Origin of the sequence: Croceicoccus hydrothermalis (assembly GCF_022378335.1) — a bacterium.
Taxonomy (GTDB): domain Bacteria; phylum Pseudomonadota; class Alphaproteobacteria; order Sphingomonadales; family Sphingomonadaceae; genus Croceicoccus; species Croceicoccus hydrothermalis.
In genome coordinates, this window is the sequence record NZ_JAIQCI010000014.1 from 16,248 (window position 1) to 37,717 (window position 21,470).

19 protein-coding genes are annotated in these 21,470 nt (G+C 64.1%); 13 read left to right on the top strand and 6 right to left on the bottom strand.

The annotated features are described in order from the left end of the window. The first annotated feature begins 7 nt into the window (after positions 1 to 7). Genes K4G67_RS09470 through K4G67_RS09505 form a run of 8 tightly spaced genes read left to right on the top strand, consistent with a single transcriptional unit; the run spans position 8 to position 5,985 of the window. A complete protein-coding gene (locus K4G67_RS09470) occupies positions 8 to 271 on the top strand; it encodes an STAS domain-containing protein (protein WP_239806140.1) in 264 nt (87 codons plus the stop codon). Beyond that, the gene (locus tag K4G67_RS09475; protein ID WP_239806141.1) at positions 268 to 2,379 is read left to right on the top strand and encodes a chemotaxis protein CheA; all 2,112 of its coding nucleotides are present in this window, start codon (positions 268 to 270) and stop codon (positions 2,377 to 2,379) included. The genes K4G67_RS09470 and K4G67_RS09475 overlap by 4 nt, the downstream gene beginning before the upstream one ends. Next, positions 2,379 to 3,257 carry a CheR family methyltransferase gene (locus tag K4G67_RS09480; RefSeq protein ID WP_239806142.1) on the top strand — a complete coding sequence of 293 codons (879 nt, stop codon included), beginning with the start codon at positions 2,379 to 2,381 and terminating at the stop codon, positions 3,255 to 3,257. Before K4G67_RS09475 ends, K4G67_RS09480 begins: the two co-directional genes overlap by 1 nt. Next, entirely contained in the window at positions 3,257 to 4,288 is a 1,032-nt protein-coding gene (gene cheB, locus K4G67_RS09485; protein ID WP_239806143.1) for a chemotaxis-specific protein-glutamate methyltransferase CheB, read from the top strand. Before K4G67_RS09480 ends, cheB begins: the two co-directional genes overlap by 1 nt. Further along, positions 4,285 to 4,839 carry a chemotaxis protein CheD gene (locus K4G67_RS09490; protein WP_239806144.1) on the top strand — a complete coding sequence of 185 codons (555 nt, stop codon included), beginning with the start codon at positions 4,285 to 4,287 and terminating at the stop codon, positions 4,837 to 4,839. Before cheB ends, K4G67_RS09490 begins: the two co-directional genes overlap by 4 nt. Before the next feature lie 20 nt (positions 4,840 to 4,859). Beyond that, positions 4,860 to 5,237, top strand: coding sequence for a response regulator (locus K4G67_RS09495; protein ID WP_239806145.1), 378 nt, complete (start codon positions 4,860 to 4,862; stop codon positions 5,235 to 5,237). Between the two features lie 14 nt (positions 5,238 to 5,251). Beyond that, on the top strand, positions 5,252 to 5,692 hold the full coding sequence (locus K4G67_RS09500) for a chemotaxis protein CheW (protein ID WP_239806146.1): 441 nt from the start codon (positions 5,252 to 5,254) through the stop codon (positions 5,690 to 5,692). Then, positions 5,689 to 5,985, top strand: a complete 297-nt coding sequence (locus tag K4G67_RS09505; protein ID WP_239806147.1) for a hypothetical protein — start codon at positions 5,689 to 5,691, stop codon at positions 5,983 to 5,985. Before K4G67_RS09500 ends, K4G67_RS09505 begins: the two co-directional genes overlap by 4 nt. 68 nt (positions 5,986 to 6,053) lie before the next feature. On the opposite strand, the gene K4G67_RS09510 is transcribed toward K4G67_RS09505, so the two are convergent. Further along, entirely contained in the window at positions 6,054 to 10,733 is a 4,680-nt protein-coding gene (locus K4G67_RS09510) for an NAD-glutamate dehydrogenase (protein ID WP_239806286.1), read from the bottom strand. A 244-nt stretch (positions 10,734 to 10,977) separates the two neighbouring features. Beyond that, positions 10,978 to 11,838 carry a pantoate--beta-alanine ligase gene (panC, locus tag K4G67_RS09515; RefSeq protein WP_239806148.1) on the bottom strand — a complete coding sequence of 287 codons (861 nt, stop codon included), beginning with the start codon at positions 11,836 to 11,838 and terminating at the stop codon, positions 10,978 to 10,980. Between the two features lie 30 nt (positions 11,839 to 11,868). On the opposite strand from panC, the gene K4G67_RS09520 reads away from it, so the two are divergent. The 4 genes from K4G67_RS09520 (at position 11,869) to K4G67_RS09535 (ending at position 17,364) form a co-directional block, all read left to right on the top strand. Next, positions 11,869 to 12,780: a division plane positioning ATPase MipZ gene (locus K4G67_RS09520; RefSeq protein WP_239806149.1), complete on the top strand. Its 912-nt coding sequence runs from the start codon at positions 11,869 to 11,871 to the stop codon at positions 12,778 to 12,780. Continuing rightward, the gene (locus K4G67_RS09525) at positions 12,777 to 13,064 is read left to right on the top strand and encodes a DnaJ domain-containing protein (RefSeq protein ID WP_239806150.1); all 288 of its coding nucleotides are present in this window, start codon (positions 12,777 to 12,779) and stop codon (positions 13,062 to 13,064) included. The genes K4G67_RS09520 and K4G67_RS09525 overlap by 4 nt, the downstream gene beginning before the upstream one ends. A 120-nt stretch (positions 13,065 to 13,184) precedes the next feature. Further along, complete coding sequence (gene pgmG / locus K4G67_RS09530) at positions 13,185 to 14,597, top strand: phosphoglucomutase/phosphomannomutase PgmG (protein ID WP_239806151.1); 1,413 nt, start codon at positions 13,185 to 13,187, stop codon at positions 14,595 to 14,597. Positions 14,598 to 14,922: 325 nt separating this feature from the next. Next, the gene (locus K4G67_RS09535; protein WP_239806152.1) at positions 14,923 to 17,364 is read left to right on the top strand and encodes a ligase-associated DNA damage response DEXH box helicase; all 2,442 of its coding nucleotides are present in this window, start codon (positions 14,923 to 14,925) and stop codon (positions 17,362 to 17,364) included. A gap of 55 nt (positions 17,365 to 17,419) precedes the next feature. Here K4G67_RS09535 and K4G67_RS09540 read toward each other — a convergent pair whose 3' ends face one another. The 4 genes from K4G67_RS09540 to K4G67_RS09555 form a co-directional block, all read right to left on the bottom strand. Then, on the bottom strand, positions 17,420 to 17,872 hold the full coding sequence (locus tag K4G67_RS09540) for an ExbD/TolR family protein (protein ID WP_239806153.1): 453 nt from the start codon (positions 17,870 to 17,872) through the stop codon (positions 17,420 to 17,422). A gap of 12 nt (positions 17,873 to 17,884) precedes the next feature. Continuing rightward, positions 17,885 to 18,412, bottom strand: a complete 528-nt coding sequence (locus K4G67_RS09545; protein ID WP_239806154.1) for an ExbD/TolR family protein — start codon at positions 18,410 to 18,412, stop codon at positions 17,885 to 17,887. 138 nt (positions 18,413 to 18,550) lie between these two features. Beyond that, positions 18,551 to 19,366 carry a MotA/TolQ/ExbB proton channel family protein gene (locus K4G67_RS09550; RefSeq protein ID WP_239806155.1) on the bottom strand — a complete coding sequence of 272 codons (816 nt, stop codon included), beginning with the start codon at positions 19,364 to 19,366 and terminating at the stop codon, positions 18,551 to 18,553. 75 nt (positions 19,367 to 19,441) lie between these two features. After that, positions 19,442 to 20,140 (bottom strand): energy transducer TonB, encoded by a 699-nt coding sequence (locus K4G67_RS09555; protein WP_239806156.1) that lies wholly within the window; start codon positions 20,138 to 20,140, stop codon positions 19,442 to 19,444. Positions 20,141 to 20,571: 431 nt separating this feature from the next. Between K4G67_RS09555 and K4G67_RS09560 the strand changes: the two genes are divergently transcribed. Next, positions 20,572 to 21,393: a hypothetical protein gene (locus tag K4G67_RS09560; RefSeq protein WP_239806157.1), complete on the top strand. Its 822-nt coding sequence runs from the start codon at positions 20,572 to 20,574 to the stop codon at positions 21,391 to 21,393. Positions 21,394 to 21,470: the final 77 nt, after the last annotated feature.

Below are 21,470 nucleotides of genomic sequence, written 5' to 3' on the forward strand. Positions count from 1 at the left end.
AAAGCAGATGCCAGTGATTGAATTGCCAGCCCTGTGCGACCGGGATGCGGCCATCGCGATATGCCCCGAACTGCGCGAAGCGGCGGGGGAACGACCTGTTCGCGTGGACGCATCCGGGGTGGAACGCATGGGCATCGCGATGCTCCAGTTGCTGGTGTCCGCCGCCCATACGGCGGGGGGGGTCGCCATCATCGACACGTCCGACCAGTTTGAAGAGGCGCTGCGCATTGCGGGTCTCGCATCGAAATTCAACCGCGGGGAAACAGCGTGAACAGCGAAGACATTCAGAACATCTTCTTCGTCGAATGCGAGGAATCGCTCGAAGCGGCCGAAGCTGGGCTGGAGGAGTGCCGGAATGGAACGCACGATGGCGAAACCATCAATGCGATCTTTCGGGCGGTCCATTCGATAAAGGGGGGTGCGGGCGCGTTCGGATATGGCCCGCTGCAGGCGTTTACCCATGTCTTCGAAACCCTGCTCGCCGACGTTCGTGAAGGAACGGTCGCGCTGACCGACGAGCTGACGGGGCTCCTGCTGCTTTCGCTCGATTGCGTGCGCGACCATGTCGAGGCGGCCCGGTCCGGCGGCACCGCACCCGAAGACGCGGCTTTGATGGCGCAGTTGAACGAGGCGCATGAAAACGCCGGTCTCGGCGAGGCTGACGAGGAAACGGCCGCTGCGCCGGCGCCGGCACCCGCCGCGACGCCCGCCGACGACGACGATTTGGATGCGATGCTCGACGATCTGCTCGGCCCGGCGGCACCGGCCGCGCCGAAGGAACCCTGGCTGTTCCACATGCGCGCGCACGGCGGGGCGATGAAGAATGGCAGCGAACCGCTCTACTGGCTGCGCGAATTGCAGGAAATGGGCGGCGAATGCGTGGTGTGCGACAGCGCGAACGTGCCGCCGCTCGACGACTTTAACGAGCAGCATGGCTATTTCGGATGGACCTTCGCCATGCCGGCTTCGGTAAGCCGGGAACAGGTGAGCGAAATCTTCGACTTCGTCGGCGACGATTGCACGCTCGCGTTCGGCGCGGAGGAAAGCATTCCCCCGATGCACCCCGACACGGCCGAGCAGACCGCGGCGGCAAGCGCCGACCCCGCGACCGGCCCCAAGCCGAAGCAAGGCAAGGATGCCGACAACGAGGCGAAGGATGCGCGCGCCGACGCCGCACAGGCCGCGTCCCGTTCGCCCAAGCCGCAATCGATCCGCGTCGATCTCGCAAAGCTGGACAAGATGAACGACGGGGTGGGTGAGCTGGTCATCGCGCAGGCCATGCTGGCGCAGCGGCTCGCCGATGAGAACCTGATGCATATCGAGGAGCTGGCCGTGCTCGATGCGCTCGTCCGCGATGTGCAGGAACATGCAATGGCCTTCCGTGCACAGCCGATCAGCGCGGTCTTCAGCCGCGTGCCCCGCCTGCTGCGCGAACTGGCGTCGAGCACGGGCAAACATGTCAACCTGGAGGTGATCGGCGAATCGACCGAACTCGACAAGACGGTTGTCGACCGGTTGGGCGAGCCGCTGACCCATCTCATCCGCAACGCCGTCGACCACGGCATCGAATCCGCCGAACGGCGCAAGGCCGCGGGCAAGGATCCGGAGGGTACGCTGACCCTGTCGGCGGAACAGAAATCGGGCCGGGTCGTCATCCGCATCGCCGACGATGGCGCCGGGATCGATCGCGAACGCGTGTTTGCAAAAGCGGTCGCCAATGGCCTGATCTCGCCCGAGGCGGAACTGCCCGACGAGGAAATCGACCATCTGATCTTCGCGCCCGGCTTCTCCACGGCGGAGCAGGTATCGAACATTTCGGGCCGCGGCGTGGGCATGGATGTCGTGCGCCAGAATGTGAAGGAACTGGGCGGCCGCATCACCATCGAATCGCGCCCGGGCGAGGGTACCACCTTCGTGCTCGCCCTGCCGCTGACGCTGGCGATTTCGGACGGCATGGTGGTTCAGGTCGGCGGGCAGTCTCTCGTCCTGCCGCTCGCGCATGTGGTCGAAAGCCTGCGCCCGCTTGCCTCCGACCTCAAGGGCATGGGCACGAGCCGGCAGCTCATCAATATTCGCGGCAGCTTCGTGCCGATCGTGCGGCTCGACCATCTGGCGGGTGAGGAACTCGCCATCGACGATCCATGCGAGGGTGTACTGGTTATCGTGGATACGGAGCGGTGCGGACAGGCGGCGTTGCTCGTCGATTCGATCACCGATCAGCGTCAGTTCGTGATCAAGAGTCTCGACACCCATTTCCGCGCCGTGGAAAGCGTTGCGGGTGCGACGATCCTAGGCAACGGGCGGGTCGCGCTTATCATCGATGTCGACAATCTGGTCCAGAGCGAAAACGCGCATACGACCCTTCAGGCGGCTGCGTGATGGTGGGCGCTTCCGCCGCCGTGGACGACACCCGCTCGCTCGTGCCCGGGGTCAGCCCGCAAATCTACTCGTCCGCCGATTTCGAGGCTATCGCCCACCTCGTGCGCGCCGAGGCGGGCATCGTCCTGTCCGAAAACAAGAAGATGCTGGCCTATTCGCGGCTCGCGCCATTGCTGCGCGAAACGCATTGCGAAACGTTCGAGGCCTATCTTCGCAAGATCGGCGAGGATACGGCCCTGCGCACGCGCACGGTCGCGGCGCTCACGACCAACCACACCTATTTCAATCGCGAATCGCATCATTACGAGCATTTCGCAAAGGTCGTGCGTCCCCATCTCCTTCAGCTGGCGGAGGCGAGGCAGCCGGTCCGGCTGTGGTCCGCCGCCTGTTCCAGCGGGGAGGAAATCTGGACATTGATGATGGTCCTTCTGGGGGAGGACAAGGCGGCGGGCCGGCAGATCGCGGATCGCGACATCGTGGCGCTGGCCACCGATCTTGCGGACCACGCATTGAGGGCGGCGGCAGAGGCGCGATACGAAAGCAAGGCGATGGAGGCTGTGCCCGAACCGCTGCGCCGGAACTGGTGCACGAATGGGGGCAAGGATACCCAGGTCGACGCCGAATTGCGGAACATGGTCCGGTTTCGCCGGCTCAACCTGTTGCGGGCCTGGCCGTTCAAGACGCTGTTCGACGTGATTTTCTGTCGCAACGTCATGATCTATTTCGATCAGCCGACAAAGGAACAGCTGGTTCTGCGCCTCACGCAGCAACTGCAACCGGGGGGCTATCTCTACATCGGTCATTCGGAACGGGTGTCGGGAGAGGCGTCCGACATGCTCGAACTGGTTGGGCCGACCGTCTACCGGCGTCGCGACTGATGACGATCCGTATTCTCATTATCGAGAATTCCACCGTCGTGCAGCGGCGGCTGGCCGCGCGCCTGTCGCCGCATGACGATCTCGACATCGTGGATTACGCCCGCGATGCGCGGGAAGGTCGCGCCATGATCAAGGCGCTCGACCCCGATGTCGTCGTGATGGATACGAAGCTGCCCGGTCTCGATGGCCTGTCCTTTCTCGAAAAGATCATGGCGCTGCGGCCGACGCCAGTCGTGATGATCGCCGACATGGCAACGCCGGGCGATCCGGCCGCGGCCCGTGCCAGGCAATTGGGGGCGGTGGGGTGTTGCGCGCGCGATCCGGCGCCGCTCGTGGCGTTCAGCGGCGAGGGTGATCCGCTCGTGTCCCTCGTGCGTAAGGCGGCGCGAACCGGGCCGGCGGGTCTTGTCGCGCCCGCGCGTGCCATGCCGGTTCGCGAGCGGCCACGCGGCCTGCCCGAACTCATCGCGATCGGCTCCTCGACCGGCGGGGTGGAGGCGTTGCGAGAATTGCTGGTTGATTTTCCCCATGCGTGCCCGCCCACCGTCATCGTGCAGCATGTGAAGGCGCGCTTTGCCGGGGATATCGTCGATGCGCTCAATGCTATCGTGCCGCCGCGGGTCGTGCTCGCGCAGACCGATACCGTCTTGAAACCGGGGCATGTCTATCTGGCGCCCGGCAATGACCGGCATCTGCGCATATCCTCGACATCGCACGGCATCATCAGCCTGCTGCGCCCGGGCCCGCCCGTATCGGGCCACCGCCCGAGCGTTGACGTGATGTTCGCATCGGTTGCGCAGAACATGGGCGCGAGCGCGATCGGCGTTCTGCTGACCGGCATGGGGCAGGATGGGGCGAACGGGCTGTGCCAGATGGCGCAGGCCGGTGCATGGACCGTGGCGCAGGACGAGGAAAGCTGTGTCGTGTTCGGCATGCCGAAGGCGGCGATCGAGAGGGGCGGGGCGTGCGCTGTCAAACCGCTGACCCAAATCGCCGAGCATATTTTTACAAGCGAAGGAGCCTGCCTGTGAAACACGCCGCTATTCCGGAGGTCGCCGAACGCGTGCGCGTCACCATTCTTCAGGGCGAGGCCAAGGCCAGTGACGACCCGAATGTGGAATTCAGCACGGTGCTTGGCAGTTGTGTGGCGACATGCATGTTCGATCCCGTCGCGCGAATCGGCGGCATGAACCACTTCCTGCTCGCCGAACCGCCATCCTATGCGGACCGGACGACATTCGACGATCACTACGGCCTTTTCCTCATGGAATTGCTGGTGAACGAAATGTTCAGCTTGGGCGCAGTCAAGGCGCGGATGAAGGCGCGGCTGTATGGCGGCGCCAATCTTCGCGAGGGGATGGCCGCGATCGGGTCGGTCAATGCCGCCTTCGCACGCAATTTCCTCAAGGAAGAGGGAATCGAGATGGTTCACGAGGACATGGAAGGGCGCAATGCGCGCCGCGTCCATTTCCTTCCCGCCAGCGGACAGGTGCGTTGCCGCACCACGGTAAACACCGCGGCATCTACGCAACAACCACTAGCGCCCCGGAAAGCCGGCAGTGGCGATGTGACATTATTCTAAGGGGCGAGGGAGCACACGTCATGAAACAAGCGACGCGAATACTGACCGTGGATGACAGTCCGAGCATGCGAGCGCTGCTGCGCAATGCGCTGACCATCAACGGTTTCGAAGTGGAACAGGCCGAAGACGGACAGGAGGCGCTCGACTGGCTGGCGTCCAATGAGGTCGATGTGGTGCTGACCGATATCAACATGCCGCGCCTCGACGGGTTCGGGCTGATCGAGCGGCTGCGCAGCAGCGCGCGCCATTCGAACCGGCCCATCCTCGTGCTAAGTACGGAAAGTTCGGACGAGAAGAAGCGCCGGGCCCGCGATGCCGGGGCGACCGGCTGGATCGTGAAACCTTTCGATGCGGAAAAACTGACCAATGCGGTCAGGCGCGTGACCCATTCGGCCTGAACGAGGACCAGACAATGACCTATGAACTCATAACCTTTCAGGTCTCCGGACAGCTGTTCGGGATCGACATCATGGCGGTGCGCGAAATCCGGGCCTGGTCGCCGGTGACGCGGCTTCCCCATGTACCGAAGTATGTGGCTGGCGTCGTCAATCTGCGCGGGGCGGTCCTGCCGGTGCTCGACCTTTCGGTTCGCCTCGGCTGGGACGCGATGGAGGCGACGCCGCGCAATCCCATCATCGTGGCCGAACACGCGGGGCAGTCGCGCGGTCTGATCGTGCACGGGGTCAACGACATCGTTTCGATCCAGGAAGACACCATACAGCAGCCTGACGCGGCCGCGCAGGACGGCATCTCCCACTTCCTCAAGGGGGTTGCCCCGATGGAGGAGGACATGGTCATGGTGCTTGGCCTGCAAAAGCTGATGATGGACGAAGAAATGGACATCGCGGCATGATCCACGCCCGTTTGACCCGGCCGTTGGTGACAGGCGTGGTCGAGGCATTGAACGTGATGTCGCGCGACATAGAGGCGCTCGGCGCGTCACTATGCGACGATGCGGAGATTGCCGCCCGCCATGCCCACAGTCTGCAGGATGTGGACCGCATCGCGCAGGTCGCTCGGCAGCTTGCCGCCGTGCTCGATGCCGAACATCCCACCGATGCGGTGGAAAACGTCGGTATCGACGCTCTTCGCCATCAATTGCAGGAAGCGGCGGAAATGAAACCGGTTCGGGTCGCCTGCCAGTAAGGAACCCGTCCGAAAAACGAAAGGGGCCGTGCCTTGCATCCAGGGCGTGGCCCCTTTCCCATCATGCCTCAACGCGAGAGCAGGTTCCGCGCCTGGCTCGCGATCTGCGCCAGCATGGCGGGGGTCACCGGCGTGCTGGCCTGCGCACGGCCGACCATTGCGCGGAACTGCCGGATCGCGCTTTCATGGCTGTCCGCCCATTCCCGCACCGCGTCACCCGGCGCTTGCTGCCCTGCCTCTCCTTGCGCAAGGGCGCGCAGGAAATCGAGGCGCATCTGCTGAAAATCGCGGGCGAGCCCGGCTACCAGCAGCCGTTCCCACGGGTCCGACGGGTTCATGATCGCCGCGGTCCCTTGCGCCCAGTCCAGCCGCAGCCGTGCGCCAAGGTCGGTGAACGAATGCGTCACGCGGCGCGGGTCCAGGCCCACGGCGGCGGCAAGGTCGGCAATGCCCACCGCACCGTCGAGGTCGAAGATATGCGATACGATGCGCGCATATTCGTCGGGCGCGCCCGCCGCGGCGAAGCTTTCGCGCAATTTGACCGAATGATCGCGCGCCTCGCTGCCCAGCAATTCATCGGTATCGCTTGAAATCGCGGTGACGGGCTCGCGCAGCCGGGCGTAAAGCTGCGACGGTTCGATCCGGCCCCCGCCAATGCGAAGGAGATCGGCCATGTGGCTGCGGATGCCGAGCGCGAGCCGGTCATGCATCAAGAGCCGCGCATCCTCCGACATGTCCGCATGTTCGAGCCTGTCCCATACCGGCGAAAGGTCGAACAGCCATTCGGCCATGACGAAGGCCGCCACGACCTGCGACAATTCGGCCCCTTCCTCCTCCGCCAGTTCGAACGGATGCACGAGACCGAGCCGGTTGATGACGCGATTGGCGAGTTTGGTCGCGATGATCTCGCGGCGCAGCCGGTGCCCTTCGATGAATTCGCGATAGGTGTCCCGCATCGGCGCGGGAAACGCGGAAAGGAGCAGATCGACCAGCGCAGGATCGTCGGGCAGGGCGCTGTTCTCGACCGCGTCCTGCAACACCAGCTTCGAACTGGACAGCAGCACGGCGAGTTCCGGCCGGGTAAGGCCCATCCCCTCGCTCGCCCGCCGGGCCAGCGTTTCTGATTCGGCCAACCCTTCGGTCCTGCGGTCGAGATCGCCGCTATCTTCCAGCATCTCGATCAGGCGCATGTGGGAGGCTGCGCTCTGCGCCCCGCCGCGCGACGCGACGGACAGGGCGAGCGCCTGCAATCGGTTGTCCTCCAGCACGAGTTCGGCGACCTCGTCGGTCATCCTCTCGAGAAGCTGGTTGCGCTCTTCTTCCGACAATGCGCCGGCGCGGCGGGCGGCGGCCAGCGCGATCTTGATGTTCACCTCGTTATCCGAACAATCGACCCCGGCCGAATTGTCGATGAAGTCGGTGTTTATCCTGCCGCCGTTGAGCGCGAATTCGATGCGCCCAGCCTGGGTGATGCCGAGGTTCGCGCCTTCGCCGATGACCTTCACCCGCAGGTTTTCGCCATCCACGCGCAGGGCATCGTTGACCGTGTCGCCAACCTGGACGTTGTTTTCCTTCGACGATTTCACATAAGTGCCGATGCCCCCGAACCAGAGCAGGTCAGCCGGTGCGCGCAAGATCGCGGAAATGAGCGCTTCGGGTTCGATTTCCTCTGCCTCGATGCCGAGTGCGGCGCGTGCTTCGGGGGACAGGGGCACACGCTTCATCGTGCGCGCGAACACGCCGCCGCCCTTTGAAATCAGGTTCTTGTCGTAATCGTCCCAGCTCGAATGCGGCAGCGCGAAGAGGCGGCTCCGCTCTTCCCAGCTTTGCGCCGGATCGGGATCGGGGTCGATGAAGATGTGACGGTGATCGAACGCGGCGACCAGCTTGATCGCCTTGGACAGCAACATGCCATTGCCGAACACGTCGCCCGACATGTCGCCACAACCGACCACGCGGACCGTCTCGCTCTGCACGTCGATTCCCATTTCGCGGAAATGACGCTGCACCGAAATCCAGGCGCCGCGCGCGGTAATGCCCATCGCCTTGTGATCGTAACCGTTGGACCCGCCGCTGGCGAAGGCATCGTCGAGCCAGAAATCCCGGCTCTCCGCAATGCCATTGGCCACGTCGGAAAAGCGCGCCGTGCCCTTGTCCGCGGCGACGACGAAATAGGGATCCTCGCCATCGTGGATGACGACGTCCTGCGGATGCACCACCGTGTCATCGACGATATTGTCGGTGATCGACAGCAGCGTGCGGATGAAAACCTCGTAACTGGCCTGCCCCTCGGCGGCCCATGCGGCGCGGTCGCGCGCGGGGTCGGGCAATTGCTTGGGATAAAAACCGCCCTTCGCCCCCGTGGGCACGATCACGGCGTTCTTCACCCGCTGCGCCTTCATCAGGCCGAGCACCTCGGTCCGGAAATCGTCACGCCGGTCGGACCAGCGTAGCCCGCCGCGCGCGATCGGCCCGGCGCGCAGGTGAATGCCCTCCACCCGGCGGGAATAGACAAATATTTCGCGCCATGGCACGGGTTTGGGGAGGCCGGGGACGAGGCTGGAATCAAGCTTGAAGGCCAGCGCTTCCTTCGCCGCCGGGGCAAAGGCATTGGTGCGTAAGGTTGCCTCTATCACCGCGAGATAGCGGCGCAGCAACCTGTCGTCATTGATCGCCATCACGTTGACGAGTGCGACCCGGATGGTTTCGCGCGCCTCGTCGGCGGCTTTGTCGCGGTCCCCTGCAAAAGCGGGATCGTGGCGCGCGCGGAAAAGGTCGATCAGCGCGCGGGCAATGTCGGGCGAATGGCCGAGCGCGTCGACCACGGTATAAATGGTGAAGCTCGCGCCCGCCTGCCGCAGATAGCGATAGAAGGCGCGCATCCACTCGGCTTCCTCGGCCTGCAATCCGGCGGACACGACCAGGCGATTGAACACGTCGTTTTCGGCCGCGTGATTCAGCACCGCGGTAATGGCGCCCTCGATCATGTCGGCGCGGTCCAGCAAGGGGACCGCATCGTCGCCCGACGGCAGCGCGAGCGTAAAATCGTGGATCGTGCCGAGCGTGCCTTCCTCCAGCATGGTCGGCACCTCGCCCAGGACGCGAAAACCGAAATTCTCGAGCGCCGGCACCGCATCGGACAGCGGCAAATTGCCCTCGTGCTGATAGATTTTCAGGCGCAGGCGTTCGGGCGCGTCATTGTCGAGCCGGTAGAGCCTTGCATCGCGCGTCGCGGTGCCCCCCGAAATCACCTCCAGCTCGCCCGCGGCGAGCCGGCGAATGCGGCGAATGTCGAGCGCGGCCTCCGCTGCGCCATATTCGGCGCGGTAGCCATTGGGGAACGCCTCGGCAAAGCGGGCGGCGATCGCGGCGGCGCGGCCCGGTTCCTCGTCCTTTGCAAGCTCGGCCTCCACCGCGTCGGGCCAGCCGCGCAGCATCGCCTGAAGCCTGTCGTCGAGCGCGGTTTCGTCCGGCACCGTCTGCGTATCGCGAATGTCGAGAACGAAGCGCATCATGGCGAGCACGCCGCCCTCGACCTGCAGGCTCCAGTCGAGGATTTCCGCCCCGGTCGCCTCGGTCAAGAGGTTCTGTATCCGCTGACGCGCGCTGGTGGAGATCATGTCGCGCGGCAACCAGACGAAGGCGAACAGATGGCGCGCAAGCGGCGCCTCCACCAATGTCAGTTTCGGCCTCGGCCGGTCGGTCAGGCTCGTCATGGTGGTCGCGACGCGTTCGATATCGCTGTCCGAAAACCCGATGACGAGGTCGTGCGGCAATTTCGTCAGCGCATTGAGAAGTGATTTGCCCGTGTGCCCGCCGGGGTCGAAGCCCAGCTTGTCCATGAGCTTGGCAAGCTGCCGGCGCATGCGGGGCACGCGGTCGGGCGGGGTGTTCATCGCCGCGCTGGTCCAGATACCGGCATGGATCGACAGCGCGGCAACTTCGCCGTCCTCCATCACCGGCACGATGAAGAGGTCGAGCGGAACCCGCCGATGGACGAGCGAGATACGGTTGGCCTTCACCACCAGCGGCGCCCGGCCGCGCCCGCCCCGCGTTTCGCGATCGAACCAGTCGAACGCCGCGTCATAGGACGCATCGGCCAGGATCTGCCGAGTGCTGCGCCGGCAGATACCCATCGTGTGCGCCTCGGTCCCGTCGCGGCGGCGGGTGATATGGCCAAGATGCGTCATCATCCCGTCATTCAGCCAGCGCAGCAGGGCGGCGCCTTCCTCATCCGCGATGCTGTCCGCGTCCTTGGCCAGCAAGGCGCGCATTTCGGCCCAGTCGTTCACCGCGGCACGCACGTCGCCCACGGTCACCGCCACGGCCTGTTCAAGAGCACGACGCTGCTTCGCATCCACGCGCGAGGTTTCGATGTAGATCATCGATTCGCTCGCGGTATCGGGCGCGGCATTTTCCGCCGGGCCGGCGCCGACCGTGTGCAACACGCCTTCGCCGTCGCGGCACACGGGCACGACCGGATGGATGAGCCGGTCGATCACCAGCCCCTGCTCCGCAATGGCCAGCGCCAGCGAATCGACAAGGAACGGCATGTCGTCATTGATGATGGCAATGCGGATGAAGCGGCGCCCCTCGCTTGCCGAGGCCAGCCCGATCGCCGGAGCGTCCTTGCGGCACGCGGCTGTCTCCAGCAGGAATTGCGCCACATCGGACAATTCGTCGTCGGTAAGCGGGGTGTCGCCGGAGAGCAGCGATTGCCGGATATGAGTGGTGATCGCCGCGATCATGCCGGGATCCGCCGCCGCGCGTGCCCCGTCCGCGCACCCGTCCGTGCGGTGTCCGTCCGTGCGGTGATCGATACCGCCGGTTTCATCCTGATCATTCGAACCCATTATCATCTCCGTTCCGGCCTTCCGCAGGCCCGTTATTTTATTACACGGGTGCGCAGCGATCGTTCCCGCGTTCGCCCGGTCCATAGCAAGCTTGCCGCCCGGCGAAAGCACCAATCGGGCGCGGGGCGATGGCGCAAACCTATTGCACCGGCATATTGTCGATCAGCCGCGTGCCGCCAATCCGCGCCGCGACGAACAGGCGGATATGCGGGCCGGGCGCATGGGCGAGCGCGAGCGTTTGGGCATCGCGCAGTTCGGCATAGTCGATGGCGTCGAAGCCCGCGCCGCGCAATGACGTCCGCAATGCGGCGAGCGCTGCGTCCGCGGGCGTACCCTGTGCCATGTCCGCGATGGCGGCTCGCATGGCCGCGGGCAGGGCGGCAGCATCGCTGCGTTGCGCTGCCGACAGGTAACGATTGCGCGAGCTTAAGGCGAGGCCGTCTGTCTCCCGCACGATGGCTACGCCGTGGATCGCATCGACATGGGGGTGGCAAAGGTCGAGATCGCGCGCCATGCGGCGAATGACGGCGAGCTGTTGCCAGTCCTTCTCTCCGAACAGGGCGAGATCGGGCCTGACCTGGTTGAACAGTTTCAGCACCACGGTCGCCACCCCGTCGAAATGGCCGGGACGATCCGCACCGCAAAGCCCGGCGCTCACCCCTTCGACCGATACGTTTGTCGCATAGCCATCGGGGTAAATTTCACCGGCATCGGGCGCCCACAACACATCGACGCCGGCATCGCGAAGCATGTCGGCATCGCGTTGCAGCGTGCGGGGATAGGCGTCGAGATCCTCGTTCGCGCCGAATTGACGAGGGTTCACGAAAATGGACACGGCGGTGAGATCGGCGCGCCGTTTCGCCTCCTTTACAAGCGTCAAGTGCCCGTCATGCAGCGCCCCCATCGTCGGGACGAGCGCGAGGCTGGCCTCCGGTCCTGCATTTTCCCGCAACCCGGCAAGGGCGCGGCGCAGTGGATTGAGCGCATGGATGGTTTGCACGGGTCGAAAGCCTTCCGTAAGGAACGATATATGCGGTCGCAGGACCGTTTCATGCGATACCTACGCCCCGCCCGCCACACCGGCAAGCAGGGCGGTAAGAACGAACTACAACAGCAATCGAGCGAGAGCGACCCAGTGAACCAGCCGCATCGTATTGTCTTCGCGAACGAGAAGGGCGGGACGGGCAAATCCACCACCGCCGTGCACATTGCGGTGGCGCTCGCCTATCAGGGGGCGAAGGTCGCCGCCATCGACCTCGATCCGCGGCAGCGCACCTTCTATCGCTATTTCGAAAACCGCGTCGGCACCGAGCAAAGGCGCGACATCGCGCTCCCGGGTGCGGCGGTGGCGGTGTTCGACGGTCCTTCGGTCGAGGAGCTCGACGCGTTGAGCGATGAAATCGGGGAGGGCTGCGATTTCCTCCTCTTCGACACGCCGGGCAAGGACGATCCCTACGCCCGCCATGTCGCGACGAAGGCGGATACGCTGGTGACGCCGCTCAACGACAGCTTCGTCGATTTCGACCTCATCGGACAGGTCGATTCCGAAACCTTCAAGGTAAAGCGCCTCTCCTTCTATGCCGAGCTGATCTGGGAAGCGCGCAAGAAGCGGGGGCTGAGCACGCTGCACGACGGGAGGAAGGAAATGGACTGGGTCGTGGTGCGCAACCGTACCCAGCATATCGAGGCGCGCAACATGCGGCGCATCAACGAGGCGCTCGCGGAATTGTCGAAACGCGTCGGTTTCCGCACCACGCCGGGTCTTTCGGAACGCGTGATCTACCGCGAATTGTTTCCGAGCGGTCTGACCCTGCTCGACAAGGGGCATCTCGGCGATCTGGCGACCAGCCATCTCGTCGCGCGGCAGGAATTGCGCGGGCTGCTCAAGGGGCTCAACCTGCCGGAGGTCGGCGCGCGGGTCGATGCGGCAATGGCGGGATGATGAAATTCGTCGTCATTGCCATCGCCCTAGCCGTGATCTGCCGGATGCTGTTCCGCGCATGGCCGTGGGAATTGTGGCGCAGGAGCGAACGCTCGCAGGAACGGGCGCAGGCTCGTAACGTGCTGGGCGTGTCGCGCACTGCCACGCGGGAGGAAATCGTCGCGGCGCATCGGCGATTGATGTACGATGCACATCCCGATCGCGGCGGCACGGCGCGCAAGGTTCACGAAATTGACGCGGCCCGAGATTTATTGTTGGAACACAAGGGCGGTGAAACGCGCTGACCGGGAAGGCAAGCTTGCGCGACGTTTCGCGTCGCAGGGGCACAGAGGTTGCCTGCTATGGAGGCAGTTTATCGAAACCGTGGGGTCCGGACCGGATCCCGCTCCTGTTGAAAGGTGATTATGGCTCATACATTCGATTCCACCGTCCTTCGCGAATATGACATCCGCGGTATTATCGGCGAAACGCTCGGCCCGGACGATGCACGCGCAATCGGACGTGGCTTTGCAACGTTGCTGCGCCGGGCAGGCGGCAGCAAGGTGGCAGTCGGCTATGACGGGCGGGTTAGCTCGCCAACGCTCGAACATGGCCTGTGCGAGGGATTGACCGCGAGCGGTTGTGACGTCGTGCGCGTGGGCATGGGGCCAACCCCGATGCTTTATTATGCAGAGGCATCATCCGAAGATGTTGACGGCGGCATTCAGATAACCGGCAGCCACAATCCCGCCAATTACAATGGCTTCAAAATGGTCTTTCAGGGGCGGCCGTTCTTCGGTTCCGATATCCTCAAGCTCGGTGAGATGGCTGTCGCCGGTGACTGGATGGACGGTTCCGGTACGCTCGAGTCCCGTGACATCATGGAGGAGTATGTCGAACGCCTCCTCGAACCCGTCCGGCAGCTCCCCGCCGTCTGCCAGGATCGGCTGGCCTCCCTTCGGGTCGCGTGGGATGCCGGGAACGGTGCGGCGGGCCCCGCGCTCGAACTGCTCACGCAGAAGCTTCCGGGAGAGCACTTCCTGTTGTTTACCGACGTCGATGGCAATTTCCCCAATCATCATCCAGATCCTACCGAGGAGAAGAACCTTGCCGATCTGAAAGCGATCGTATCGGACAAGAAGCTTGACTTCGGCATCGCTTTCGATGGCGACGGTGACAGGATCGGCGCGATCGATGGTGAGGGGCGGGTCATCTGGGGTGACCAGCTGCTCATGATCTATGCCGAGGATCTCCTGAAGATCGTCCCCAACTCCACCATTATAGCCGATGTAAAGGCCAGCCGGGCGCTGTTCGATCTGGTGGCGGAAAAAGGTGGCACGCCGGTCATGTGGAAAACGGGCCATTCGCTGATTAAATCCAAAATGAAGGAAACTGGCGCGCCGCTCGCCGGGGAGATGAGCGGACACGTGTTTTTCAAGCATGACTATTACGGGTTCGACGATGCGCTCTATGCGGGGATTCGCCTGCTGACGGCGAGCGCGCGGCTCGACCGGTCGGTGACGGCCATGCGCGGCGCCATGCCCGACATGATCAACACGCCCGAAATGCGCTTTCAGGTCGATGAAAGCCGCAAGTTCGCCGTAATCGACGAAGTGAAGGCCCGGCTCGCCGACAGCCCCGACGATGTCGACGACACCGATGGCGTGCGCGTGACCAATGACGATGGCTGGTGGCTGTTGCGGGCGTCCAATACGCAGGACGTGCTCGTCGCGCGGGCGGAAAGCGATAATGAGGCGGGGTTGGAGCGGCTGATGGCGCAGATCGATGGGCAGCTTGCGCAAAGCGGTCTCGAACGCGGGGAACAGGCCGGCCACTGACCCGGATGGGGGTCATTCGCGGCATGATATCCGTATCGGGTTGCAAATTTCCGCTTACGTCATATTAACTATGTGCCGTGACGCGCATTAAGCCATTGAATTGCCACGATTTAAAGTTAGTTGCAAAAATTACAAACTCGCTTGTTTATTTTGCGGTTGCGAAGATGGGTGCTGCGGTGCACAAAGAATGAGCCTTTTAGGCATCCTCTCCCAAACTTTATGGCCCGGGCGGTTTCGAACCGCCGGGCCTTTTTTTATCCCAATCGCTGAGGCTGTAATTGGTTTCGCCGAACCCATCGGGCCGGTTCGTGCGTTGGAGGATCACATGGCGGTTCCTCAACAGATTGCGCGCTGGTTCGACAGGCGGGGGTGGCGTATCCGCCGGCATCAGCTCGACATGCTCGACGTTGACGATGCCGGCCATCATGCATTGCTGACGGCCGACACGGGCGCGGGAAAAACGCTGGCCGGGTTCCTGCCCACGCTGGCGGCATTCAGCACGGATCGCCTCGACGGGCGGCCCCCGCCGGAGGGGCTGCATACGCTCTATATCTCGCCGCTCAAGGCGCTGGCTACCGATGTGGGCCGCAATCTCGTCGCCCCGATCGAGGAGATGGGCCTGCCGATCACGGTGGAGACGCGCAGCGGCGATACGCCGTCGAACCGCAAGCAGCGGCAGCGGCGCAAACCGCCGCACGTGTTGCTCACCACGCCGGAATCGCTGTCCCTGCTTATTTCCTACCCCGATGCGGCTGAGCTTTTCGCTGGCGTCAAGCGGGTCGTCATCGACGAAATCCATGCCTTCGCGACCGGCAAGCGCGGCGATCTTCTGGCGCTCGCCCTGTCGCGGCTGGAGGCGCTGGCGCCGGACATGAGGCGGGTCGGCCTTTCCGCGACGGTCGCCTCGCCCGATGCCTATCGCGAATGGATTGCGCCGTGGGGGGATATCGACGCGGTGCGCCACGTGACCGGCGAACCCGGCGCACCGCCCGACGTCGAGATCATGCTCCCGGTGGAGGAGCGCGTGCCGTGGGGCGGACATGCCGCGACCTGGGCGATACCGCAAATCTACGAGGAAATTCGTCGCAATCGCACGACGCTGATCTTCACCAATACGCGTTTCCTAGCCGAATATATCTTTCAGAAATTGTGGAGCGTGAACGAGGATACGTTGTCCATCGGCGTGCATCACGGCTCGCTTTCGGTGGAGGCGCGGCGCAAGGTCGAGGGGGCGATGGCGCGCGGCGAGTTGCGCGCGCTGGTCGCGACGGCGAGCCTCGATCTCGGCGTGGATTGGGGCGATATCGATTGCGTGTTGCAGATGGGCGCGCCCAAGGGCTCGTCACGGCTGCTGCAGCGGATCGGCCGCGCCAATCACCGCCTCGATCAGCGCAGCCGCGCCATTCTCGTGCCCGGCAACCGTTTCGAATTTCTGGAGGCGCAGGCCGCGCTCGACGCGGTGGATGAGGGCCAGCGCGACGGCGAGGATTTCCGGCCGGGCGGGCTCGACGTGCTGGCGCAGCATGTGATGGCCTGCGCATGCGCCGGCCCTTTTCAGGAGGATGCGCTCCTGCGCGAAATACGGTCCTCGCTCGCCTATGCCTGGGTCGACGACGCGGTATGGCAGCGGGTTCTGTCGTTCGTCGGCAATGGTGGTTATGCGCTTCGGGCGTACGACCGCTTTCAACGCATCACGCGGGAGAAGGATGGCTGGTGGCGGCTCACCCATCCGGATCAGGCGGCGCGCCACCGGCTGAATGCCGGCATCATCCTCGATGGCGAAATGATGGCGGTGCGCTTTCGAAACGGTCGCGCGCTTGGCAAGGTGGAGGAGCGCTTTGCCGCCACGCTTTCGCCCAAGGATACGTTTCAGTTCGCGGGCATGGATCTTGAGGTGGAGGCGGTCAAGGAATCGGAAGTCATCGTTCGGGCTGCAAAGATATCGGCCATGATCCCGAGCTATGGCGGCGCGCGTATGCCGCTCACCACCCATCTCGCCGACCGGGTGCGGGCGATGTTGATCGACCGGCCGGGCTGGGCACGCTTTCCCGACGATGTGCGCGAATGGCTTGAGGTGCAGGACTGGCGTTCACACCTGCCCGGCCCGGGCGAGCTGCTGGTCGAAAGCTTTCCCCACGGGGGCCGCGAATATAGCGTGTTCTATACGTTCGAAGGATGGAACGCGAACCAGTCGCTCGGCATGCTGATCACCCGGCGGATGGAGGATCGCGGCCTTTCGCCTCTGGGTTTCGTGGCCAATGACTATTCGCTGGCGGTGTGGGGGCTGAAGCCCATTCGCGAACCGGCTGCGCTTCTTTCGCCCGATATTCTGGCCCATGAATTTGTCGAGTGGGTGCTCAACTCGCATCTCCTGCGCCGCGCGTTTCGCGAGGTGGCGGTGATTTCCGGCCTGGTGGAACGGCAACAGCCGGGCAAGCGCAAGACGGGGCGGCAGGTCACGTTCTCCACCGATCTGATCTATGACGTGCTGCGCAAATACGAACCGGATCATGTGCTGATCGAGGCGGCATGGGCCGATGCCCGGACACGCATGACCGATGTGGGCCGCGTCGGCGATCTGCTCGACCGTGCGGCGGGACAGCTCGTGCATGTCGAGCTCGACCGCGTAAGCCCGATGGCGGTACCGGTGATGGTTGGCATCGGGCGCGAACGCACGCCGGCCGGTTCGGCGGACGATGACCTTCTGGTGGAGGCGGAAACGCTGGCATCGGCTGCGATGACGCCGGGCGAACGGCGGGAACGCTGACGAAAAAAGGGCAGACCAAGCGGCCCGCCCTTCGTGTTCGATGGTTTTTGACGTGTTACGCGCCGGGCTGAACACCCGCCTTGCCGAAATCGCGATATTGTTCGTTGCCGACAAAACCGAATTTCGTCGCGCCCGATGCCTTGATGATTTCAAGCACATTGGCCGACAGTTCGTAACGCGCGAACTCCTCGGGCTGAAACTGCAGCTCCGGCTCCACCGGCAGCGCCAGCGATTCATTGAGCAGCGAGACGAGCTGATTGTCCGAAACCTGTTCGCCGTTCCACAGAATCTCGTCGTTCTGGGTCAGGACGACCTTGTTCTTGACCGGATTGACCGGCGGGTTGGAGGGATTGTCGCTCGGTGCGGGGAGGTCGATATTCACCGCATGAGTCGCGACAGGAATGGTGATGATGAACATGATGAGGAGAACGAGCATGACGTCGATCAACGGCGTCGTGTTCATTTCCATCATCGGCGAACCATCGTCGGAACCACCTGACATTGCCATGGTATCGTCTCCTTAGGGTTCGACCGGGTTCGAGATGAACCCGACAGTGGGATAGCCCGCGGCCTGGATCTGATAGATCGCGCCGGCCACGCATTTCCAGGGCGCGTCGACGTCGCCGCGAATATGCACCTGGGGGATCTTTTCCGGATCGTTGGCGATGGCCTCGGGGCCACCTTCGCGCTCGATGATCGCGTCGAGACGGTCGAACGCCTGCTCCTGCAATTCGTCCGAGCTGACGGGCACGATATTGTTGAAATACACGCGGCACTGGCCGTCGCGCGATGCACCGGTATAGCCGGGTTCACCCGGGCTGCGGCCGGCCGAATCCGTGGAGGTCACCGACAGAAGAAGGTTTTCCACCTTGTCCTGCGATTCCTCGGACACCAGCACCGGTATCTCCAGATTTTCGATCGTCTGGATCGCGACGGGAACCGCGATCAGGAAGATGATCAAGAGCACCAGCATCACGTCAACGAGTGGCGTGGTGTTGATGTCGGACATCGGGGCGCCTTCGCCGCCGGATCCCGCAGAAATCGCCATTATCTCATCCTATCTCGTACTTGTTCGCTCCCTGTTCGGGAACATGCCGCCTGTCGCCTCGTGCATGGGGAGGGCGACAGGAGAATTGGCCCCGAGGGGCAGACCGGCGGCACCGATCACGGCGCCGCCGGGTAACGCTTACTTCTTGACCGTGGTGGTGGTCGTGGTCGTGCCGGTCGCGGGCGCGGTGGCCGGCTTCTTCGTCGTGGCACCGGCCGAGGTCGTCGCGGTCTTGGTCGAAGCGGTCGCGATCGCGGGCTTCACATTGCCGCCCGAGGTGATGTTGGCGAGCACGTCGGTCGAGAAGCCGTTGAGCTGCTCGGCAATGCGCTTGTTGCGCGACTGCAGGTAGTTGTAGGCGAGCACGGCCGGAACGGCGACGAGTAGACCCAGCGCGGTCATGATCAGAGCTTCACCGACGGGGCCGGCGACCTTATCGATCGAGGCCGAACCGGCGATGCCGATGTTGATCAGAGCGCGGTAGATGCCGACCACGGTACCGAACAGACCGATGAACGGTGCGGTCGCGCCGACGGTGGCGAGGAAGGGCAGGCCACCGGCGAGGCGGGCATTGACCATCGCTTCCGACCGGGCGAGCGAGCCGTGCAGCCAATCGTGCGCTTCGAGGCTGTCGGTCATCTTGGTGTGCTGTTCCTGCGCGGCGATGCCGTCATCGACGAGCTGACGATAGGCGGTGTTCTTGCCGAGCTTGCCGGCGCCTTCGCGCAGCGAGGGCGCGCGCCAGAAGGATGTGCGCACTTCGCGGCCCTGTTTCAGGATCTTGTTCTGCTCGAACCATTTCGTGAACAGGATGTAGAACGAACCGAAGGACATCACGCCGAGAATGGCGACGGTGGCGTAGGCGATGAAACCGCCCTGCTCGAGCGCTTCGGCAAAACCGAACTTGTTCTGCGGAGCGGCTTCGCCGGCCGCGGCAAGGATTTCGATGAGCATTGGGTTAATTCCTTATGATCGAATATTTGATGAGGGAGAATGGCCGGGCGGACGCAGGTTCATCCGCCCTGCCGATCAATTGAGACGATAGGTAATGGCGGTGTTCACCGTCGAAGAAATCGGGTTTCCGGCATCGTTCAGTGCGGGATCGTAGCGTGCATAACGCTCCATGCCTTCGCATGCCGCCTCGTCGAGGCTGGACGAACCGCTCGACCGGGTAACCGAACACGCGGTCACGCGTCCGTTGGTCCCCACGGTGACGCGAACGCCAACGGTGCCTTCTTCTTCGTTACGGATCGCACGGCTCGGATAATTTTCCTGAATCCGGCGGGCCCAGCCGCTCTGTCCGTCGGGGCTCGCACCGCGGGCCTTGGACGGCGCGGGCGGCGGAGCCGGCGGTGCTGGTACCGGTGCCGGTGCGCGAACGGGCGCAGGCGGCGGGATGCGCAGCACGGGCGGAGCCGGCGGCGGCGGTGTGCGGACGGTGTCGATCTGCGGCGCGGGCCGTTCGATCCGGACCGCCGGCGGCGGCGCGACGGGCGGCGGCGGCGCAACCGGCTGCGGCTGCGGCTCCTCCGGCGGCGGCGGCGGCGGCGGCGGCGGCGGTGGCGGCGGATCCTCGATATTGACCGCGGTCACCGTTTCCTTGATTTTCTCGACCGCCTCGAACGCCAGGCCGGTCACCAGGGCGTAGATTGCCACGACATGCAGCAAGGCGACAATCACGATCGCGGCAATCTTGTTGCCGCTCATCTGTTGGTCAGCGTAAGCCATTCAGATGCATCACTCCATTACTTCCCCGGGCAGAACGCGGATGCGAACGGCCGTGTAAAAAGAACGAACCGGTCTTGTCGACCGGATCGTACGCCCCATGTATACCCCTGCCGGCTGTACCGGGCGAGGGCTGCCGGCAGGCAGGACGCCAAATGTCCCGCAAACCGTTGAACCCGCGCAAAACGCAAACCGGTCTCAAGCCGGCTAATGATCGAAGCTTTAACGGCGAAGCGGCACCCACGCAATTGCTTTGTCGATTAACCCTTAATTCAGCACGTCTGTTGTTCTTTGTGCGGACAGTTTATGACATGGAAGGCCTGCCCGGTTCGATGTTCTCGCGCCACCTACGGGCGGCGCATCCGCAAACCTGGTGTAGCCTTATGCAAGTATCCTTCGGTCGCGGCCTGACACTGGCTTTTTTGACAGGGTCGATGTCGCTCGCGACCTTGTCCGTCCCGACCATCGCGCAGCCGTCCACGACGCAGGCGAACGCCCCTGTCGAATCGCAGCTTCCCTATGCCGACCTCGTCGATCTGGCGGCCGGTGCGCCGCTGACCGTGCTGGGCACCGTCCGGCGGGCCAGCACGCTCGATGACGACCGCACGGGGCCGGTTCGCGCGGGCTGGGCACGGGTATATGTGGAGGTCGAAACGGATCGCCTTATCGCGGGTACGACCCCGGTGGGGGAAAAGCTCAGATTCCTTGCCGACGTCCGGCGCGACCGGCGCGGCAAGGTGCCCAAGCTCAAGAATCGCGATGTCGTGCTATTTGCGCGCCCCGTGCCCGGGCGCCCCGGTGAATTGCAGCTTGTCGCGCCCGACGCGATGCTCCCGGTCGAGGCGGTGGGTACGGCAAGGCTGCGCGAATTGGCGGCGCAATTGCTCGACCCGGCCGCGCCGCCGGTCGTGACGGGTGTGCGCGATGCGTGGCACACCCCCGGCAATCTCGCCGGAGAGGGCGAGACGCAGATCTTCCTCGACACGCCGGGCGAGGAAGCGGCCTCCATCACCATCGTCCGCCGCCCGGGGCAGGCGCCGCGCTGGGGTCTTTCGATTGGCGAGCTGGTCAATTCCGACAGTCGCCCACCCGAACGCGGTACGCTGGCGTGGTACCGGCTTGCCTGCGCGCTTCCGGCGAATTTGCCGCAATCGGCGCTGTCCTCGGCCAATCCGGCACACCGGGAGGCTGCCGTGGCCGATTATGCGCTCGTCATCGAGGAGCTGGGCACGTGCGAACGGACGCGGGTATTCTGAAATTACGATCGAAGGGCGCTGTTCGGCACGCCCGATGACGTGCGTCACCGCCCTGGCGCAAGACTATTGCGGTTCCC

What these genes read in the sequence shown, in the direction of transcription:
- K4G67_RS09470 (WP_239806140.1), top strand. Translation starts at nt 8, where the DNA reads ATGCCAGTGATTGAATTGCCAGCCCTGTGCGACCGGGATGCGGCCATC.
- K4G67_RS09480 (WP_239806142.1), top strand. Translation starts at nt 2,379, where the DNA reads ATGGTGGGCGCTTCCGCCGCCGTGGACGACACCCGCTCGCTCGTGCCC.
- cheB (WP_239806143.1), top strand. Translation starts at nt 3,257, where the DNA reads ATGACGATCCGTATTCTCATTATCGAGAATTCCACCGTCGTGCAGCGG.
- K4G67_RS09495 (WP_239806145.1), top strand. Translation starts at nt 4,860, where the DNA reads ATGAAACAAGCGACGCGAATACTGACCGTGGATGACAGTCCGAGCATG.
- K4G67_RS09500 (WP_239806146.1), top strand. Translation starts at nt 5,252, where the DNA reads ATGACCTATGAACTCATAACCTTTCAGGTCTCCGGACAGCTGTTCGGG.
- K4G67_RS09505 (WP_239806147.1), top strand. Translation starts at nt 5,689, where the DNA reads ATGATCCACGCCCGTTTGACCCGGCCGTTGGTGACAGGCGTGGTCGAG.
- K4G67_RS09510 (WP_239806286.1), bottom strand. Translation starts at nt 10,733, where the DNA reads ATGATCGCGGCGATCACCACTCATATCCGGCAATCGCTGCTCTCCGGC.
- K4G67_RS09520 (WP_239806149.1), top strand. Translation starts at nt 11,869, where the DNA reads ATGCGGTCGCAGGACCGTTTCATGCGATACCTACGCCCCGCCCGCCAC.
- K4G67_RS09525 (WP_239806150.1), top strand. Translation starts at nt 12,777, where the DNA reads ATGATGAAATTCGTCGTCATTGCCATCGCCCTAGCCGTGATCTGCCGG.
- pgmG (WP_239806151.1), top strand. Translation starts at nt 13,185, where the DNA reads ATGGCTCATACATTCGATTCCACCGTCCTTCGCGAATATGACATCCGC.
- K4G67_RS09535 (WP_239806152.1), top strand. Translation starts at nt 14,923, where the DNA reads ATGGCGGTTCCTCAACAGATTGCGCGCTGGTTCGACAGGCGGGGGTGG.
- K4G67_RS09540 (WP_239806153.1), bottom strand. Translation starts at nt 17,872, where the DNA reads ATGGCAATGTCAGGTGGTTCCGACGATGGTTCGCCGATGATGGAAATG.
- K4G67_RS09545 (WP_239806154.1), bottom strand. Translation starts at nt 18,412, where the DNA reads ATGGCGATTTCTGCGGGATCCGGCGGCGAAGGCGCCCCGATGTCCGAC.
- K4G67_RS09550 (WP_239806155.1), bottom strand. Translation starts at nt 19,366, where the DNA reads ATGCTCATCGAAATCCTTGCCGCGGCCGGCGAAGCCGCTCCGCAGAAC.
- K4G67_RS09555 (WP_239806156.1), bottom strand. Translation starts at nt 20,140, where the DNA reads ATGGCTTACGCTGACCAACAGATGAGCGGCAACAAGATTGCCGCGATC.
- K4G67_RS09560 (WP_239806157.1), top strand. Translation starts at nt 20,572, where the DNA reads ATGTCGCTCGCGACCTTGTCCGTCCCGACCATCGCGCAGCCGTCCACG.